Source organism: Kitasatospora sp. NPDC030952 (assembly GCF_055571335.1).
Window position 1 is genome coordinate 91,243 of record NZ_JBVIFM010000007.1, and the last position, 16,809, is coordinate 108,051.

The 16,809-nt window shown below is 74.4% G+C and carries 16 protein-coding genes; 9 read left to right on the forward strand and 7 right to left on the reverse strand.

Features of this window, described 5'->3' with window-relative positions; all coding sequences use genetic code 11:
- Positions 1-47: 47 nt before the first annotated feature.
- Entirely contained in the window at positions 48-1,013 is a 966-nt protein-coding gene (locus ACZ47G_RS15570) for an STM4015 family protein (protein ID WP_465742810.1), read from the reverse strand.
- A 201-nt stretch (positions 1,014-1,214) separates the two neighbouring features.
- Between ACZ47G_RS15570 and ACZ47G_RS15575 the strand changes: the two genes are divergently transcribed.
- The 4 genes from ACZ47G_RS15575 (at position 1,215) to ACZ47G_RS15590 (ending at position 4,989) form a co-directional block, all read left to right on the forward strand.
- Positions 1,215-1,541: a hypothetical protein gene (locus tag ACZ47G_RS15575; protein ID WP_465743164.1), complete on the forward strand. Its 327-nt coding sequence runs from the start codon at positions 1,215-1,217 to the stop codon at positions 1,539-1,541.
- Positions 1,542-1,686: 145 nt separating this feature from the next.
- Complete coding sequence (locus ACZ47G_RS15580; protein WP_465742811.1) at positions 1,687-2,796, forward strand: DUF6745 domain-containing protein; 1,110 nt, start codon at positions 1,687-1,689, stop codon at positions 2,794-2,796.
- Between the two features lie 151 nt (positions 2,797-2,947).
- On the forward strand, positions 2,948-3,745 hold the full coding sequence (locus ACZ47G_RS15585) for a MerR family transcriptional regulator (protein ID WP_465742813.1): 798 nt from the start codon (positions 2,948-2,950) through the stop codon (positions 3,743-3,745).
- Positions 3,742-4,989 carry a glycosyltransferase gene (locus tag ACZ47G_RS15590; RefSeq protein WP_465742815.1) on the forward strand — a complete coding sequence of 416 codons (1,248 nt, stop codon included), beginning with the start codon at positions 3,742-3,744 and terminating at the stop codon, positions 4,987-4,989. Before ACZ47G_RS15585 ends, ACZ47G_RS15590 begins: the two co-directional genes overlap by 4 nt.
- A gap of 221 nt (positions 4,990-5,210) precedes the next feature.
- Here the strand turns inward: ACZ47G_RS15590 and ACZ47G_RS15595 are convergent, their stop codons facing one another.
- The 4 genes from ACZ47G_RS15595 to ACZ47G_RS15610 form a co-directional block, all read right to left on the reverse strand.
- Positions 5,211-5,849, reverse strand: coding sequence for a VC0807 family protein (locus ACZ47G_RS15595; RefSeq protein ID WP_465742817.1), 639 nt, complete (start codon positions 5,847-5,849; stop codon positions 5,211-5,213).
- A complete protein-coding gene (locus ACZ47G_RS15600) occupies positions 5,846-6,196 on the reverse strand; it encodes a TetR family transcriptional regulator C-terminal domain-containing protein (protein WP_465742819.1) in 351 nt (116 codons plus the stop codon). Before ACZ47G_RS15600 ends, ACZ47G_RS15595 begins: the two co-directional genes overlap by 4 nt.
- A gap of 278 nt (positions 6,197-6,474) precedes the next feature.
- Complete coding sequence (locus ACZ47G_RS15605) at positions 6,475-7,257, reverse strand: class I SAM-dependent methyltransferase (protein WP_465742821.1); 783 nt, start codon at positions 7,255-7,257, stop codon at positions 6,475-6,477.
- A gap of 40 nt (positions 7,258-7,297) precedes the next feature.
- Positions 7,298-7,843 (reverse strand): hypothetical protein, encoded by a 546-nt coding sequence (locus tag ACZ47G_RS15610; protein ID WP_465742823.1) that lies wholly within the window; start codon positions 7,841-7,843, stop codon positions 7,298-7,300.
- Positions 7,844-7,926: 83 nt separating this feature from the next.
- Between ACZ47G_RS15610 and ACZ47G_RS15615 the strand changes: the two genes are divergently transcribed.
- The 3 genes from ACZ47G_RS15615 to ACZ47G_RS15625 are packed head-to-tail and all read left to right on the forward strand — an operon-like array spanning position 7,927 to position 9,804.
- The gene (locus ACZ47G_RS15615; protein WP_465742825.1) at positions 7,927-8,658 is read left to right on the forward strand and encodes a hypothetical protein; all 732 of its coding nucleotides are present in this window, start codon (positions 7,927-7,929) and stop codon (positions 8,656-8,658) included.
- On the forward strand, positions 8,655-9,035 hold the full coding sequence (locus ACZ47G_RS15620; RefSeq protein WP_465742827.1) for a hypothetical protein: 381 nt from the start codon (positions 8,655-8,657) through the stop codon (positions 9,033-9,035). The genes ACZ47G_RS15615 and ACZ47G_RS15620 overlap by 4 nt, the downstream gene beginning before the upstream one ends.
- A gap of 7 nt (positions 9,036-9,042) precedes the next feature.
- The gene (locus ACZ47G_RS15625; protein ID WP_465742829.1) at positions 9,043-9,804 is read left to right on the forward strand and encodes a class I SAM-dependent methyltransferase; all 762 of its coding nucleotides are present in this window, start codon (positions 9,043-9,045) and stop codon (positions 9,802-9,804) included.
- Between the two features lie 128 nt (positions 9,805-9,932).
- Here the strand turns inward: ACZ47G_RS15625 and ACZ47G_RS15630 are convergent, their stop codons facing one another.
- Positions 9,933-11,534 carry an ABC-F family ATP-binding cassette domain-containing protein gene (locus ACZ47G_RS15630; RefSeq protein WP_465742831.1) on the reverse strand — a complete coding sequence of 534 codons (1,602 nt, stop codon included), beginning with the start codon at positions 11,532-11,534 and terminating at the stop codon, positions 9,933-9,935.
- A 270-nt stretch (positions 11,535-11,804) separates the two neighbouring features.
- Complete coding sequence (locus tag ACZ47G_RS15635) at positions 11,805-13,223, reverse strand: NAD(P)/FAD-dependent oxidoreductase (protein WP_465742833.1); 1,419 nt, start codon at positions 13,221-13,223, stop codon at positions 11,805-11,807.
- A 500-nt stretch (positions 13,224-13,723) separates the two neighbouring features.
- Here ACZ47G_RS15635 and ACZ47G_RS15640 point away from each other — a divergent pair, with 500 nt between their 5' ends.
- Both ACZ47G_RS15640 and ACZ47G_RS15645 read left to right on the forward strand, forming a co-directional pair.
- Positions 13,724-14,893, forward strand: a complete 1,170-nt coding sequence (locus ACZ47G_RS15640; RefSeq protein ID WP_465742835.1) for a magnesium and cobalt transport protein CorA — start codon at positions 13,724-13,726, stop codon at positions 14,891-14,893.
- Positions 14,894-15,147: 254 nt separating this feature from the next.
- Positions 15,148-16,695, forward strand: a complete 1,548-nt coding sequence (locus ACZ47G_RS15645; RefSeq protein ID WP_465742837.1) for a hypothetical protein — start codon at positions 15,148-15,150, stop codon at positions 16,693-16,695.
- The last annotated feature ends 114 nt before the right edge of the window (positions 16,696-16,809 follow it).

The following is a 16,809-nucleotide window of genomic DNA, read 5'->3' on the forward strand; positions in this document are numbered from 1 at the left end:
GGATCCTGGCAGGTGCGTTCGGGCGGATGAGGGGGCGGGGCCGGGGGCTACTCGGCGACGGCGACGTAGCGCCACTGGTCGTCGGGCTTGCCCGGCTCGGAGAGGTCGAGTTCGACCCCGGGCAGGGCCTGGCGCAGGCGCTGCTGGAGCTCGTCGGTGAGGTAGTGGTGGTGCAGGTCGAGCGAGCGCAGGTGGGTGAGCGGCTGGCCCTCCAGGAGGGCGGTCGCGCCCTGGTCCGTCAGCACGCCCATGGACAGGCTGAGCGACTCCAGCCGGGCGACCACGGGTGCGTGGGCCAGGGCGGCGGCGATCTCGTCCTGGAACTCGCTGTTCTGCAGGCCCAGGTGGCGCAGCGCGGGCAGACCGGTGCCGTCCAGGAAGGGCGTGAGGTCGCCGATCGTGGCGTCGCCACCGTAGTTGTCCACCCCCAGCCAGAGCTCCAGCCGCTCCAGGACGGGGAACTCGCAGGCGGCCACCGAGCGGACCACGGAGGCCGGCAGCCCGCCCGCCTCGAAGCGCAGGGCCTTCAGCGCCTCGTGCCGCAGCGGCTCCAGGGCGAGGCCGCCGTGGCCCTCCCAGTCCTCCGAGGCACCGCGCACCACCAGTTCGGTCAGCGCCGGGAACGCCGTCAGCAGCGGCGTCACGTCGCACTGCTGGATCCAGGAGATCTCGCACTCCTCGTAGGTGATGTCCCCGGCGAACAGGGCGCGCAGGGCCGGCAGCCGGGGCGCGGCGGCGACGAGTGCGTCCAGCGGCTCCTGGAAGGAGTCCGGCTCGTCCGGCGCCCACTGGCCGATCACCAGGGCGGTGACCCGCTCGGTGTCGACAGCGTCGAGGAACTGCTGCCAGCGCTCGGCCCAGGACCGCTCGGACTCGTAGTCGAGCCGGATCCGCCAGGCGGCCGCCGCCGCGTCCGGCAGCTGGACGTCGGCCGCCCCCGCCTCCTCCAGGGCCTGGACGAAGTCGAAGACCGGGAGACCGTGGAACTGCTCGAGGTGGTGGTTGACGGTCATGCGCTGCTCCTCCGGGGGTTCGGACCGAGCAACTGTCTACCAGTCGGGACCGACAACCCGGCGGCCGGGTGGCGGCCGGCGCGCGTTGTCAGACCCTTGCTCTACGTTCAGGTCATGGCTCCGGAGCGTGACCGTGTCCGGTACGGCGGAGCCATGGGCTCCGGCGCCCGCCGGGTCCGGCCGTACGGCGAGGGAGGACTGATGTACCGCCAGGGCGACGTGTTGATCGTGCCGGTCGCGGAGACCGTGGTGCCGCTTCGGGTGCCCGGGCTGGCCGTGCAGCCCCGGGACGCGCGGGGGCGGATGGTGCTCGCGCTCGGCGAGGTCACCGGCCACGCGCACGCCGTGGTCGGCCCCGGCGAACTGCGGCGGGAGGCGGGGCCGTTCGGCGAGGCCTGGCTGCACCTGCCCGAGGGCGGCCGGGTGGTGCACGAGGAGCACGCGGCGATACCGCTGCCCAAGGGGTGGTACCGGGTGATCCGCCAGCGCGAGTACGTCCCGGGCGCGGTGCGGGTGGTCGCGGACTGACCTCCGGTCCGCTGTCGCCGGTGCGGGCGGAGGGGCGGTCACCGGTGCATGTGACCGGTCGGCTAGTGGCCGGTGGGCGTGGACCGCGGAACAGGAAGCAGAACGGACGGTCGGCTGGGAGCCCGGCCGGGGAACGGAGCAGACGATGGAGACGGTGACCCGCGACAACCCGACGGACGCGGCGCCGGTGGACGGCACCGGCGGGGCGACGGCGCGTTGGCGGACGGCCTCGGCGGCCACCGGGCCGGCCGACCGGACGGCGGTCGAACGCGCGGTCCGGGCCGCCTACCGGGGGGCCGGGCTGCCCGAACCCACCGCCGTGCGCTGGTTCGGTTCGCCGCTCGCGGCGGCCGAGGCGGCGCTGGAGCTGCGGGCCGACGGCGCGGTGAGCGTGCGCGAGGCGGTCCGCACCCGGCCCTGGGAGTCGGCCCGGCGGCAGGCCGTCGAGCAGGTCGGCGCGGCCGGCTGGGCAGCGCACTGGGCGCTCACCGGCGGCGAACTCGGCCCGGTCACCACACCGCTGGCCGACCGGGTGCGCAACGCCGTGCTCGACCGGCTCGCACCCGAGGCCGACCGCGACAGGGACTCCGGCGAGGCGGCCGCCGCCGCCCGGGCCCGCCGCACCACCGTCCGCCTGGCCCTGCTGGACGCCGTGCGCGGCCAGCACGACGCGCCCTGGTTCGCCGCCTTCGAGGCTGCCGGAGCGGGCGCCGAGACCGTCGCACCGCTCGCCGAGGTGGCGCGGGAGGCGGGCTGGTGGTGGCCGTACCGGGACGTGGCGCTGGTCTCGGAGCGGCCGGTCGCCCTGCACCGGGACGAGGCCGGCCGGCTCGACCGGGCGGACGGCCCCGCCCTGGAGTACGCCGACGGTTTCGCCCTGCACGCCTGGCGCGGCATGCCCGTCCCCGCGGAGTTCCTGGCGGGCCTCGGCGAGGTGACGGTCGAGCGGATCCGCACCGAGGAGAACGCCGAGCTGCGCCGCGTCCTGCTGGAGCACTACGGCTACGAGCGCTACCTGGCGGACTCCGGCGCCGAGCCCGTCCACCGCGACGAGACCGGGGTGCTGTGGCGGATCGTGCTGCCGGACGACGAACCGGTGGTGATGGTCGAGGTGATCAACTCCACCCCCGAGCCCGACGGCACCTTCCGGACCTACTGGCTGCGCGTCCCGCCGAGCACCCGCACCGCCCGGGCCGGGGTCGCCTGGACCTTCGGCATACCGGAGACGGCCTACCACCCGCAGCGCGAGACCTGACCGGCCCGGCCTCCGGCGCCCGGCGCAGGCCGACGGGCTGCGCGTGTTGACCCTTACCCCACGTCAGGCTTCACGGTGGGGGACGGCGCAGCACCCAGCTGCCCGAGGCACGAACACACGGACGCGGACCACAGGATCACCGGGAGGAACCATGAGCTGGTCGGTCGGACAGGTCTCCGGATTCGCCGGAGTCACGGTGCGGACCCTGCACCACTACGACCGGTCCGGGCTGCTGTCGCCCAGCGAACGCAGCCTGGCCGGCTACCGCCTCTACAACGCGGAGGACCTCGCCAGGCTCCAGCAGATCCTCTTCTACCGGGAACTCGGATTCCCGCTCGAGGAGATCGCCACCATCCTGGCCGATCCGCTCGCCAACGCGCTGGACCACCTGCAGGCCCGGCGCGATGCGCTCACCGAGCAGATCGCGCGGCTGCAGAAGCTGGTTGATGTCGCGGAGCGGGCGATCGAGGTCCAGCGCACCGGGATCGAACTCACCCCGGAGGAACGGTTCGAGGTCTTCGGCGACGTCGTCTTCGACCTCAGCTACGCCGCCGACGCCCACCTCAAGTGGGGCGACGGGGAAGGCCATCAGGAGGCCCTGGCCCGCGCCGCCACCCACACCAAGGAGGACTGGCGACGCCTGATGGCGGAGGCCGCCGACTGGCGCGGGCGACTGCTCGCCGCGTTCGACCAGGACCTGCCCGTCGACCATCAGCAGGTGCTGGAGCTCGCGGAGGAGCACCGCCAGCACATCATCCGCTGGTTCACGCCCTGCCCTCCCGAGACGCACTGCCGGATCGCCGACGACTACGAGGCGGACGCCAGGGCCTTCGCGCTCGTCGTGCCGCCGGCCGAGCAGCGCCCGGGCCTGGCCGGCTACCTCCGGAGCGCCATCGGCGCCAACGCGGAGCGGCAGGCCGCGCCGGGCCGCCCGGAGGTGACCCGATGAGGATCCTGGTCATGGCGGCGGGCTCGTACGGCGACGTCGCCCCGTACACCGGCCTCGGGGTCCGGCTCCGGAGCGAGGGGCACGAGGTCGCCCTCGCCGCGCCGGAGACCTTCCGCGAACTGGTGAGCGGCAGCGGCCTCGAGTTCCGTTCGCTGCAGGTCGACCCGCGGGGCGGGGCGACCGCGGGGGAGCAGGAGGGCGGTTCCTCGCTCATGGCACGGGCCGCCGCCTTCGTGGAGCGGCTCGGTGACGGGCTCGCGGATGCGGCCGCTCCCGGGGCAGACCTGCTGCTGCTCGCCACGACGACGGCACCGCTCGGCTGGCACCTGGCCGAGGCGATGGAGGTGCCGAGTCTCGGGGTCTACCTCCAACCCACACTGCCGACAGGGGAGTTCCCGCCGGTGGTCGGCCCGGGCCGGTCGCTCGGCCGCTGGGGCAACCGGGCGACGGGTGCGCTCGGCCAGCGGGTGGTGGACCGACTGCACGCGGGGGCGGCGCGGCGACTGCGGACGCGGCTGGGGCTGCCCGCCTGCTCCCAGACGGCGCGCCGACGGGCGGTGGAACGGGCGAACTGGCCGGTCCTGCACGGGTTCAGCCCGACGCTCGTCCCGCGCCCGGCCGACTGGCGGGAGGGGCTGACGGTGGTCGGCAACTGGTGGCCGCACGTTGCGGCCGACCAGCGGCTCCCGGCAGAGGTCGAGGACTTCCTGCAGGCCGGGCCGCCGCCGGTGTTCATCGGCTTCGGCAGCATGGCGGGCGGCCAGGGCGAGCGGCTCAGCGGCCTCGCCGTCGAGGCGCTGAGGCGCGCGGGGGTTCGGGGCGTGCTGCAGTCCGGTTGGGCGGGGCTCGGCGCGAACGGGGACGACGTGCTGACCGTCGGCGAGCTGCCGCACTCCCTCCTGTTCCCGCGGACGGCGGCCGTCGTCCACCATGCGGGCGCCGGTACGGCGGCCGCGGCGCTGCGCGCGGGGGTGCCGAGCGTCCCGGTCCCGGTGACGGCTGATCAACCGTTCTGGGCCGGACGGCTCACCCGACTCGGCGCGGCCACCGGACCGATACCGTTCGCCGACCTGACCGCAGCCGGGCTGGGAGAGGCCATCCGGCAGGCCGTCGAGGACCGGTCGTACCGGGACCGGGCGGAGGCGGCGGCCGGCCGGATGGCGGGGGAGGACGGCGCGGCGCGGGTCGCGGAGGCGGTGGCGGAGCTGTCGTTGCGGCGGTGTTCGGGCCTGCGGTCCGCCTGACGGCGGTCGGGTGCCCGGGGTCCTGGGGGCATGACGGTGGGGCGGTGAGGGGCAGGGGGCGGATGATCAGAAGGGGACCGGGTCCCGGCTGGGAGCAAGTTGGCGGCGGCGCCGAGCGCGGCGCGGGTCTGGAGGTCGAGGTTGGGGTCGGCGAACAGCCTTAAGCGGTCGGGGGTTTCAGGTGCCGGTGGTGTCCGTACGCAAGGGAGAGTTCGCTCCGGTCAGGCCCGCAGACCATGGCGCTTGGTGTAGAGGAGGTGGAAGGCGAGCATCGGTACGGCGATGACGGGCCAGCAGGCCTGCATGGCGGCGGGCGCGGCGTCGACCGGCAGCAGGTAGGCGAAGGCGAGCTGGGCGAGGGCGTTGAGCAGGCTGGCCGCGCCCCAGACCGCGGTGACCACCCGGAGGCCGTGGCGGAAGGCGGCGTCCTGGTCCCACCGTCCCTCCCAGGCTCGAAGCCCGGCCTCGCCCGCCTTGACCTGCACGAACGAGCGGAAGAGGAGCATCATGGCCGGGCGTCCGTATCCGATGGAGGCGAGCAGCCAGACGCCGATCAGTCCGCCGAGCATGCCGGTCCAGGCCTCGCGGATCAGCAGGGCACGGGGATCACCGGTGAGCGCCGAGAGGGCGAGCCCGAACCCGATCATGCTGAGGATCAGGAGGGCGAGGAAGTCGAGCCGCCGGGTGCGGAGCAGCCGGACGGCGATGGCGGCCGCCGGTGCCGCGGCCGACCAGAGCAGGGACCACCACTGGTCCACGCCCGCGAGGCGCAGTCCGTAGTAGACGCCGAGCGGCAGGGCGAAGTCGAGCATCAGCGGTAAGAGGGCGGTGGTTCGGCGGGGAGCGGCGTGGACGGTCATGACGCGGCCCCGTTCCTGGTGGCGAGGTCGAACAGGGTGACCAGTTCGCGCCCGTAGGCGCGTGGGTCGAAGTCGTCCCCGGCGGAGAGTCGGTTGGCGGCCGCGTCGATCGAGGCGCGGATCGCGGTGGCCATCGCCTCGGCGTCGAAGGGGCGGAAGGCGCCAGCGCGCTGGCCGTCCCGGAGGTGGTGCACCAGCAGGGCGACGGGGGTGTCGAAGCCGGCCGAGCTGACCAGCGGACTGCCGTCCTCCCGGCGGGCGTTGGCGAAGACGTCCACCAGCGCCCGCACCTCGACGGGGTGGTCGGCGAGGAAGTCGAGGTTCGCCTCGATGTAGGCGGCCAGCATCGCGGCCGGTTCCCGGTGGGCCCGGATCCGCGGCTGGATGGCGACCCGCGCCTGTTCCTGGACGGTGTCGACCAGTGCCTGGAACGAAGCTCCGGCCGCTCTCCGGAGCGGCCGCGTCCTGAGGATTTACTCGTATGAGTAAGAAGTAACACGGGTCGGCAAAACCAGGGACGTGAACCAGGGGAGCAAGGGAGAGCGGAACAGCCCCGCCGCCTCCGGCAAGGGAGGTGGCGGGGCTGTTCGGGGGGCTGTGAGGTGGTGAGGCAGTGACGTAGGAATCAGGGTGCCCGGGCGATCAGCAGGGGTTGGAAGAAGCCGGTGGCGGCGGGCTGCTGCCAGGTGGTCTCGGTGAGGCCTGCCGCGGTGGCGAAGGTGCTCAACTGGGCCTGGGTGAGGGCCCAGTAGCTGGCGCGACGGACCGTGACCCGCCACTGGCCGGTGTCGTCCGGCAGCAGCTGGAAGAGTTCGAGGTCGTAGCGCTCGCCGTCCTCGTGCCACTGCCAGAGCTGGAAGTGGACCGAGCGCCGGCCGTCCCGTTCGGTGGTCTGTGGTGGGGTGGAGGCCGGGTGGTTCCGGCGCAGTTCGTCGTACGGGCGGGTGGAGAGCAGCAGCAGGCCGCCCGGGCGCAGGACCCGGCGCAGCTCGGTCAGGGCGGTGTGGACGTCCCCGGCCGTGAGCAGGTGGGGCAGGGCGTTGTCCGCGCACACCACGACGTCGAACCGTCCGTCCGGGAAGGGGAGTGCGCGCATGTCGGCGGCCGCCGTGGGCAGTCGGAGCCCGCGGGCGGCGGCCTCGGCGGTGGCCCGGGTGACGGCGACCGGGCTGAGGTCGGTGCCGGTGACCGGGTGGCCGAGCGCGGCCAGGCCGATCGCCTGGGTACCGATGCCGCAGGCGCAGTCCAGCACCTCGGCGGGGCCCTCGCCGAGGTGCGCGCGGATCAGCGCGTCCAGCGCGGCGCCCTGGCGGGCGACTGAGGCGTCCCAGTCGGCGTAGAGCAGGTGGTAGTCCTCGGCGAAGTCGTCGTAGAAGCGGCCGAGGGCGGACGCGGGCGTCGGGGTCATGGTGTCGGGGTCATGGCGATGGGGGTGATGGCGTTGGGGTTCATGGTGTCGGGGTCTCCACGGGCGGTGGTTGGGTGGAGTAGCGGGCGTAGTAGGCGTTGAAGTGGGCGAGGCGGTACGTGGTGCCCTGGTGGACGAGTTCCATCGGCGGTGGGTCGGACACCAGCAGCTGGACCCGGTCGGGTCCGTCGGTCCGTACCTCCAGCCGGTGGGTGTTGTGGAACTCGGCGTACTCCTCGGCCCGTTCCGCGGTCCAGAGCCCGCCGTGCTGCTCGAAGCCCGGTTCCGGGCGGGACAGGGCGCGCAGGAGGGCAGGGCTGTAGACGCCACGGACCCGGAAGTTCTCCAGGAAGCGGATCTTGGTGACGAGCGTGACGTAGCGGCGGCCGTTGCCCCGGTGGCGTCCTACCACCACCACGTCGTCGAACGGGTGCCAGCGCGGCGGGGCGATCCACAGCTTGGCACCCGGGCCGAAGTGCTTGAGGCCCTGGTGGATCTCCAACCCGCCCTCGCCGTGCGCCGTCTCCCGGGCGACGTTGGCGACGACCCCGGAGCCGAGCGGCTCGCCGGTCTGTTCGTTCGTCATGGCGGCTATCCTCGCCCAGACGTACTGGCACGGAGCACCGGTTTTCCGTGCCGCGCTTTCGGAAGCGGGGGAGGGAGCGGTCCGTGGAACGGATGCCGGACGAGGACGAGTTGGACGGGCTGCGCCCGCTGCTGGAGTCGGGGGAGGCGGTCCTCGGCTACGAGCCGGGCGACTCCTGGCCCGGAAGCGGAAGCGGAAGCGGAAGCGGAAGCGGCAGCGAAAGCGGCAACAGCAACGGCAGTAACAGCAGCAACAACGGGCACGGCTTCGCCGACCGCTGCTGGGTGCTGCACACGCTGCGGGTGGACGGACGGCGGGTGCGCTGGGCCGACGCGCTGGCCGGCGCGGGGCTGCGCCTCGCCGACTGGGCGTTCACCCTGTCGCACCTGGTGCTCGACGGGTCGGGGGCGTTCTCGGGCGAGGTCGAGCAGCCGCGGATCGGGGAGCCGGACCGTGCCTGCCTCGCCCGGTTGGTGGAGGTGCTGGCCCGGCACAGCGCCGACGGTCCGGCCACGGACTGCCGGTTCGCCTCGGCCGCGATCGAGGACCTGCTGCGACCGGTGACGGCCCACCGGGGCCGGCTTGACGAGGCGGTGGCCCACTACGACGCCTGGCCGGAGGGTGGTCGGTTCCCCGCGCACTGGTGGCCCGCGGACCGTTCCTGGTTCGTCCTCACCAACTGCGACCTCAGCGCGACCGAGGTCTTCGGCCCGCCCGCCCTGATCGCCGACCTGCTCGCCGACGCCGAACTGGAGGCCGTCCGCCACCCGGCCATCGCCGCGGTGGCGGACGGCGCGGCCCGGTGGCCGGGGTGATCGAGCTGCCGGAGGGGTCCTGGTGGGACTGGGATGTGTACTCCTGGCGTCCGGGCGAGCTGCGGCTGGCCGCCGGGTACGACCTCGGCTACCACCACGGCCTGGAGCTGGTCCTCACCGACCCGCTGTACGTCCGCTGCCCGGCGTCCTTCCAGGACCCGGTGTTCCGCGAGCCGACCCCCGAGGAGCGTCGGCTGGTCGAGCGGCAGTGCGGCGAACAGCCGGGCGTGCTGCTCGCTTTCGAGGCGGATGGCGGCGGAGCCGAGCCGGTGACCGGGCTGATCGCCGCCGGCGGCGTGGAGGTGCGGCCCGGGCTGGTGCTGCGGCACCGCAGCGGCCCCGAATCCGATGGCAGGGCGGCGCCGGGGCCGCGATGATGCAACGATGCGCACCTTCGAAGAGCTGATCGCCGAGGCCGAGTCCGTCCCGGTGGACGGCTGGGACTTCTCCTGGCTCGACGGCCGGGCCACCGAGGAACGCCCCTCCTGGGGCTACCAGCGGCTGCTGGCCGGGCGGCTGGGCACGGCGACGGCGGCCCTGGACATCCAGACCGGCGGCGGCGAGGTGCTGGCCGGCGCCCTGCGGCAGGGTGGCCGCCCGCCCGTGCTGGCGGCCACCGAGTCCTGGCCGCCGAACCTGGCCCAGGCCACCCGGCTGCTCCACCCGCTGGGCGCGGTGGTGGTCTCCGACCCGGACGAGCCGCCGCTGCCGTTCGCGGACGAGGCCTTCGACCTGGTCAGCAGCCGGCACCCGGTGAAGGCCTGGTGGGCGGAGATCGCCCGGGTGCTGCGGCCCGGCGGCGCGTACTTCGCCCAGCACGTGGGCCCCGCCTCGGTCTTCGAGCTGGTCGAGTACTTCCTGGGGCCGCAGCCGGAGGCCCGCGAGGGCCGCCGCCCCGAGGTGGAGAGCGCGGAGGCCCGGGCGGCCGGGCTGGAGGTCGTGGACCTGCGTTCCGAGCGGCTGCGGATGGAGTTCCGCGACATCGGCGCGGTGGTGTACTTCCTGCGGAAGGTGATCTGGATGGTCCCCGGCTTCACCGTGGGGGCCCACCTGGACCGGCTGCGCGAGCTGGACGCCCTGATCCGGGCCGAGGGGCCGTTCGTCGCGCATTCGGCGCGCTTCCTGATCGAGGCGCGCAAGCCGTAGCAAGCCGTAGCGGGCGGGGCGCGCAAGCCGTAGCAAGCCGTGGCGGGGCGGGGTCTGCAGGCCGTAGTGGGCCGGGCGGGCAGGCCGTAGCAGGCCGGGCGGGCCGAGGAGCCCGCCCGGCCCCGGGCTCAGGCCTGGGTGACCAGGTCCAGGTAGGCGTCGTGCCAGAGGTCCTCGTCGCCGTCCGGCAGGAGCAGCACGCGGTCCGGGCGCAGGGCCTCGATGGCGCCCGGGTCGTGGGTGACCATCACGATCGCGCCCGGGTAGGTGCCCACCGCGGCCAGCACCTCCGCCCGGGACGCCGGGTCGAGGTTGTTGGTCGGCTCGTCCAGCAGCAGCACGTTGGCGCCGGAGTGGACCAGGCCGGCCAGCGCCAGCCGGGTCTTCTCGCCGCCGGACAGCACGCCGGCCGGCTTGTCGGCGTCGTCGCCGCGGAACAGGAACGCGCCGAGGACGGTCCGCAGCTCGCCGTCGGTCAGGTCGGGCGCGGCCGCGGCCAGGTTGTCCCGGACGCTGAGCGCGGGGTCCAGGGTGTCGTGCTCCTGGGCGAAGTAGCCGATCCGCAGGCCGGTGCCGGGGACGACCCGGCCGGAGTCCGGTCGCTCCCGGCCGGCCAGGACGCGCAGCAGGGTGGTCTTGCCGGCGCCGTTGAGGCCGAGCACGACCAGCCGGGCGCCCCGGTCGACGGCGAGGTCCAGGCCGGTCAGCACGGTCCGGTCGCCGTAGGCCTTGGCGAGGCTGACCGCGCCGAGCGGCATCCGGCCGCAGGGTGCGGGCTCGGGCAGCCGGATCCGGGCGGTGCGCTCGGCCTGCCGGACGGGGTCCAGTTCGGCGAGCATCCGATCGGCGCGGCGGGCCATGCTGCGGGCGGTGGTCGCGGTGGCCACGTTGGACCGCATCCGGTCAGCCTGGGCGTGCAGCGCGGCGGCCTTGCGTTCGGCGTTGGCCCGTTCCCGGGTGCGGCGACGTTCGTCGGCCGCGCGCTGGTCCAGGTAGGCCTGCCAGCCGGTGTTGTGGACGTCGATCGCGGCGCGCTGCGGGTCCAGGTGGAAGACCCGGTTGACGGTCTCCGCCAGCAGGCCGAGATCGTGGCTGATCAGCACCAGCCCGCCCTGGTGGGCGGCGAGGAAGCCGCGCAGCCAGGCGACCGAGTCGGCGTCCAGGTGGTTGGTGGGCTCGTCCAGCAGCAGGGTGCCGTGGTCGGCGAACAGGATGCGGGCCAGCTCGACCCGACGCCGCTGACCACCGGAGAGCGTGCCGACGGCGGAGTCCATCACCCGGGCGGGCAGCCCGAGCCCGGCCGCGACCCGGGCGGCCTCGGCCTCGGCCGCATAGCCGCCGCGGGCCTGGAACTCGGCGTCGGCGCGCGCGTAGGCGTCCATCGCCCGGCGTTCCCCGGCGGGCGAGCCGGCCAGCGCCATGGCCTGCTCGGCCGCGCGCAGCGCGCGTACGGCGGCGTCCAGGCCGCGGGCGGACAGGATGCGGTCGGTGACGGTGACGGCCGGGTCGGCGGCGCGGGAGTCCTGCGGGAGGTAGCCGACGGGGCCGGTCCGGGTGACGGTGCCGGCGGCGGGCGGCAGCTGCCCGGCGAGGGTGGCGAGCAGGGTGGTCTTGCCGGCGCCGTTGCGGCCGACCAGGCCGATCCGGTCGCCGGGGGCGATGTGCAGGGTGACGTCGGACAGCAGCAGGCGGGCGCCGACGCGCAGGTCGACACCACGGGTGGTGATCATGGGATAGCGCTCCGAAACGACTGACGGACACACGGGTGGCGTGGAGGCGTGTCCGTCAGCTAGGAGATTCGGGGCGTAGACATGTCGGCCAGGCTAGCGACCGGTCGGAACGGACGCATCCGAATTAACGGATGCGCCCGGATGCGCCCGGATGCGCTCAGGGGCGCACCCGGAGATACCGGGACGCCCCTGGACATGCCCGGACGTGCCCGGACGTACCCGTGCGCGACCCGGCGGGGCAGGCACGTACGGGTACGTCCGCGACGGCCGTCAGCCGCGCAGTACCGCGGCCACCACCGAGGGGTGGAACAGTCGGGTCGGCGGCGCCACCAGGGACATCACCTCGTGGAAGGCCGCCGTGACCTCGGGGTTGTGGGTGGCGCCCTGCAGCACCTTGTCCAGGTAGCGGTGCTGCAGCCGGACCAGGGCGCCGGAGGGGCCGCCGGTGGTGGCGGTGAAGCGGACGTCCTCGGCGCTGGACACCATCCACGCCGTCTTGGACACCGTCGCGACCTCCCGCCGGGCGTCGCGGGCCGTGGCGTGTCCGACGCCGCCGTGCCGCGCGGCGGTGCGGCGCAGCACCTGGGCGCAGAACAGCGAGACGGTCACGCCCTGGCCGTACACCGGGTTGAAGGTGCTCGCCGCGTCGCCGACCGCCACCAGGCCGTCGGGGGCGCTGCGTCCGTAGTGCCGCCGCACGCCCGGGCCGGGGACGAAGCCGCGTACCTCGCCCGCCGGTTCGGCCTCCCGCAGCATCTCCTGGAGGGCCGGGTCGCGCAGTTGCGACAGGTGCTTCGTGAAGCCCTCGGCGCCGGGCTCGGGTTCGGCGCCGCGCATCCCGGCCAGACTGACGATCCAGCGGTCGCCCTCCACGGGCAGCAGGACGCCCATCCGCGGCTTGTCCGGGGCCTTGGTCTGGAGGTAGATCGCCTGGTAGCCGAGGTCGACGCCGGGCGGGCGGTGGAACAACCGGGAGGCGTAGGCGACGCCGGCGTCCACCCGCTCCTCGGGCACCGCGGGGCAGCCCAGTTCGGCGAGCCACTTGGGTACGGAGGTCGAGCGGCCGGAGGCGTCGATCACCAACTCGGCCGGGATGTCCCGGACTTCGCCGCGCTCAGAGCGCTCCGGGCCGCGCTCGGACCCACGCTCCGGGCCGCGCTCAGACCCATGCTCCGAGCCGCGCTCAGACCCACGCCCCGAGCCGCGCTCGCGGACCTTCACCCCGGTCACCGCCCGTCCCGAGCCGAGCAGCCCGACCACGTCGGTGCCCTCCAGGAACTCGATCGACGGCTCGGTTCGGACCCGGTCCAGCACCAGCTTGTCCAGCACCGGCCGGGTGCAGGAGAGGAAGGACACCCGGGCCGGGTAGTCGACCATCCACCCGGCCGAGCTGAGCCACCTGAGGTCACCCGAGGCGGACACCCGGCGCGCCCCCGCGGCCGTCAACTCCTGGTTGATGCCGGGCATCAGCTCCTCCAGCGCCCGGTGGCCCGCCTCCAGCACCAAGTGCGCGTGCCGCCCCTGCGGCACCCCGGGCCGGAACGCCGGCTCCTCCGGGTAGCGGTCCCGCTCCACCACGACGATCCGCTCGGCGAAGCCCCGCAGTGCCCAGGCCGCCACCACGCCGGCCAGCCCGCCGCCGATCACCACCGCCGTGCCCCGCCCGGGGGCCGTCTCCGAAGAAGTCATGCGACGTAGCGTAGTGGTGGCGGCGCCGGTCCGTAATCGGTCCTGCTGGACGAACCCGCAGCCGGGGAGCGCCCGTTGACGCCGCCTCGGGTCCCACGCCGAGCCGCAGGGGGCGGCAGGGGGCCGCTGGGGGCGGCAAGGGGGCGCAGCGGTCGGCAGCGGTCGAGCCGCCGGAGGCCGCCGGGAGCCCCGGTGTGAAGGGTCGGTCGTGCGGGTACTAAAATCGGCCGGGTCGCGTCGGCGTCCCCGGCGCGCGGGATCGAGGAGGTGAGAGCCGTGGAGTGCAGTAGTACGGGCCGAAGTCGGCCCCGCCCCCGGTTGTCCCGCAGGATTCGCGGCCCCCGGCATTCCTCCTCCGGTACGGCTCCCGCGCAGCTCTGATCCCGCCGTCGGGCGGGGTGCTGCCGGTCGCGCCGTGCGGGTGGCGGCCGGCCGGGCGCCACCGGCCCGCCGTGCCGTGTGCGGCGCGGGCCGGGCACCCACCGTGGAGGTTCCCCGCCATGTCCGACTGGCGTGTGCGCGCCGTGCGCGCGAGCAAGCGTCCGTTCTCCCGTCCGGCGGCCCCGCGGCGGCCCGTCGACCCCCGGTCGGCGCCCGAGCACTCGATGGACCCGAGGCCCGAGCAGGCCGTCGAGCCGGTGGCGCTGGAACGTTCCGTGGTCGACGCGGCGGTGTACCGGGACGGCCGCCGGACCGCCGCGCGGGCCGACCTCGCCGACATCTACCGCGAACTGCCGGACCAGCCGGGCGTGATGGCCTGGATCGGGCTGTTCCGCCCGGCCGAGGCGCAGCTGCTGGAGGCCGCGGACCGGTTCAACCTGCACGAACTGGCCGTCGAGGACGCCATCGTGGCCCACCAGCGGCCGAAGCTGGAGCGCTACGGTGACACCCTGTTCGTGGTGCTGCGCGCCGCCCGCTACCTGGACGAGGCGGAGGAGGTGGACTTCGGCGAGATCCACCTGTTCGTCGGGCCCGACTTCGTCATCACCGTCCGCCACTCGCAGGCCCCGGACCTGTCCGCGGTGCGCCGCCGGCTGGAGGGCGACCCGGAGCTGCTGGCGCTCGGCCCGGAGGCCGTGCTGTACGCGGTGCTGGACGCCGTGGTGGACGGCTACGCGCCGGTCATCGCCGGGCTGCAGCACGACATCGACGAGATCGAGACCGAGGTCTTCGGCGGGGACCCGCAGGTCTCCCGCCGGATCTACGAGCTGTCCCGCGAGGTGATCGAACTGCAGCGGGCGACCCGGCCGCTGCTGGAGATCATGCGCAGCCTGGAGGCGGGCTTCGGCAAGTACGGCACCGACGACGAGCTCCAGCGCAACCTGCGGGACGTCGCCGACCACGCCACGTACGCGGCCGAGCGGGTGGACGGCTTCCGGCAGATGCTGCAGAACATCCTCACGGTCAACGCCACCCTGGTCTCGCAGCGGCAGAACGAGGAGATGAAGCAGCTCGCCGAGGCGGGCCACGCGCAGAACGACGAGATCAAGAAGATCTCCTCCTGGGCGGCCATCCTGTTCGCGCCGACCCTGATCGGCACGGTCTACGGGATGAACTTCGAGATCATGCCGGAGCTCAAGTGGGCGTTCGGTTATCCGTTCGCGATCGGTCTGATGGCGCTGGTCTGCACCGGGTTGTACCTGGCCTTCAAGCGCCGCAACTGGCTCTGACCGCTCCCCGACGGCCCCCGAGGGCTCCCGGCGACCCCCACCCGAGGGCTCCCGGCGACCCCCCGACGGCCCCCGGCGCCCCCCGCGCTAAGGAAGCGTCAAGAACCCCGCCGGGCGGCGTCAAGGAGGCGTCAGGAAGCGTCTCCTCGCCGGTGGCGCGGCACTAGCGTCGCGCGGCGGAGAGAAACGGTTCTGCGTTCGGTTCCCACCGGGAACCCCGGCGGACCGTGTCACGGGGGAAAGGACGTGCGGTCATGACCACCTCGACAGCGGGCAGGGCGACCACCTCGGAGGAGGAGGCCGACGGCGGGGACGACGGCGGGGACGACGGTCCCGGGCCGGCCGGACCGGGCGTTCCAGCCGGCCCCCTGGCCCGGTTCGGCCGGGGCCTGCGGACGGTCGGCAGCCGCTCCTACTGGACCACCCCGCGCCTGGTCCGCGGCCTCACCGCGCTGAGCCTGGCCACGCTGATCGGCCTCGGCGCCACCGCCACCGCGGTGCTCGGCGGCGCCCGCGACGGCACCGACACCATCGGCCACCAGGCCGCCCCGCAGGCCACCCGCGCCGCCGACCTCTACTTCGCGCTCAGCGACATGGACGCCCAGGCCGCCAACCTGCTGCTGGTCGGCGACGACCAGGACTACGCCACGCTGCGCAAGCAGACCCTGGACACCTACGAGCAGCGCCGCAACCAGGCCGACGACGACCTCCAGCAGGCCGCGCAGTCCGCCGGCGACGACCCGGCCGGGCAGCGCGCCGTCCAGCTGGTGCTCGGCCGGCTCGGCAGCTACGAGGCCCTGGTGGCCCGCGCCCAGCTGCTGGAGGAGCAGGCCAAGGCGCCGGCCGGCCAGCCCTCGCCCGCCGCCCTGGACGCCTACCGGCAGGCCTCCGACCTGCTGCGCAGCCAGCTGCTGCCGGCCGCCGACCAGGTCACCGCCGCCAACGAGGCCACCGTCGACCACGTCTACGCCCAGCAGCGCGACGCCCTGGGTAGCGGCTGGTGGTGGCTGTTCGTGGTCGGTCTGCTGGCCCTCGCGGCGCTGCTCGGGCTCCAGCGCGCACTGGCCGTGCGCTACCGCCGGGTCATCAACCCGGCGCTGGTGGCCGTCACCCTGCTGACCGGCGTGGTGCTGGTGACCGGGCTGGCCCTGGTCGGCCGCACCGAGGACCACCTGGTCACCGCCAAGAGCAACGCCTACGACTCGGTGATAGCGCTCAGCCGGGCCCGCGCCGTCGCGTACGACATGAACGCCGACGAGAGCCGCTACCTGATCGACCCGGGCCGTGCGGCCGTCTGGGAGCAGGCCTACCTGGAGCAGAGCCAGGCGATCGCCCACCTCGACGGCGCGACCCTGTCGAGCTACCGCACCCAGCTGCAGGGTGAGGCCGACCGGCACCGCGCGGACCGTTCGGTCGTGCCCTTCGGCGGCTTCCTCGGCAGCGAGCTGCACAACATCACCTTCCCCGGCGAACAGGACGCCGCCGAGCGGGTCCTGGGCGCCTTCGAGGAGTACCAGGTGATCGACCACCGGATGCGCGACCTGCGCGCCACGGGGGCGCTCAAGGACGCGATCACGCTCAACACCGGGCTGGCCAAGGGCCAGTCCAACTACCAGTTCGGGCAGTTGAGCGCCGCCATGGGGGACACCATCACGGTCAACCAGAAGGCGATGGACTCGGCAATCGCGGCGACCGACGGCGACCTCGACGGCACCACGGCGGCGCTGGGCGGGGCCGTCCTGCTGGCGGCGCTGGGCCTGACCGCGCTGGGGGTGCGGCCCCGGCTGCGGGAGTACCGCTAGCGCGGTCAGGGCCCGGGCAGGCCGCTGACCGGCCTGGCGGCGGGCCGGGGGGTACTCGGCGGGGACGGCCGGGCGAGTACCCGGCGGGGGTGGCCGGGGGAGTGCCGGGACCGT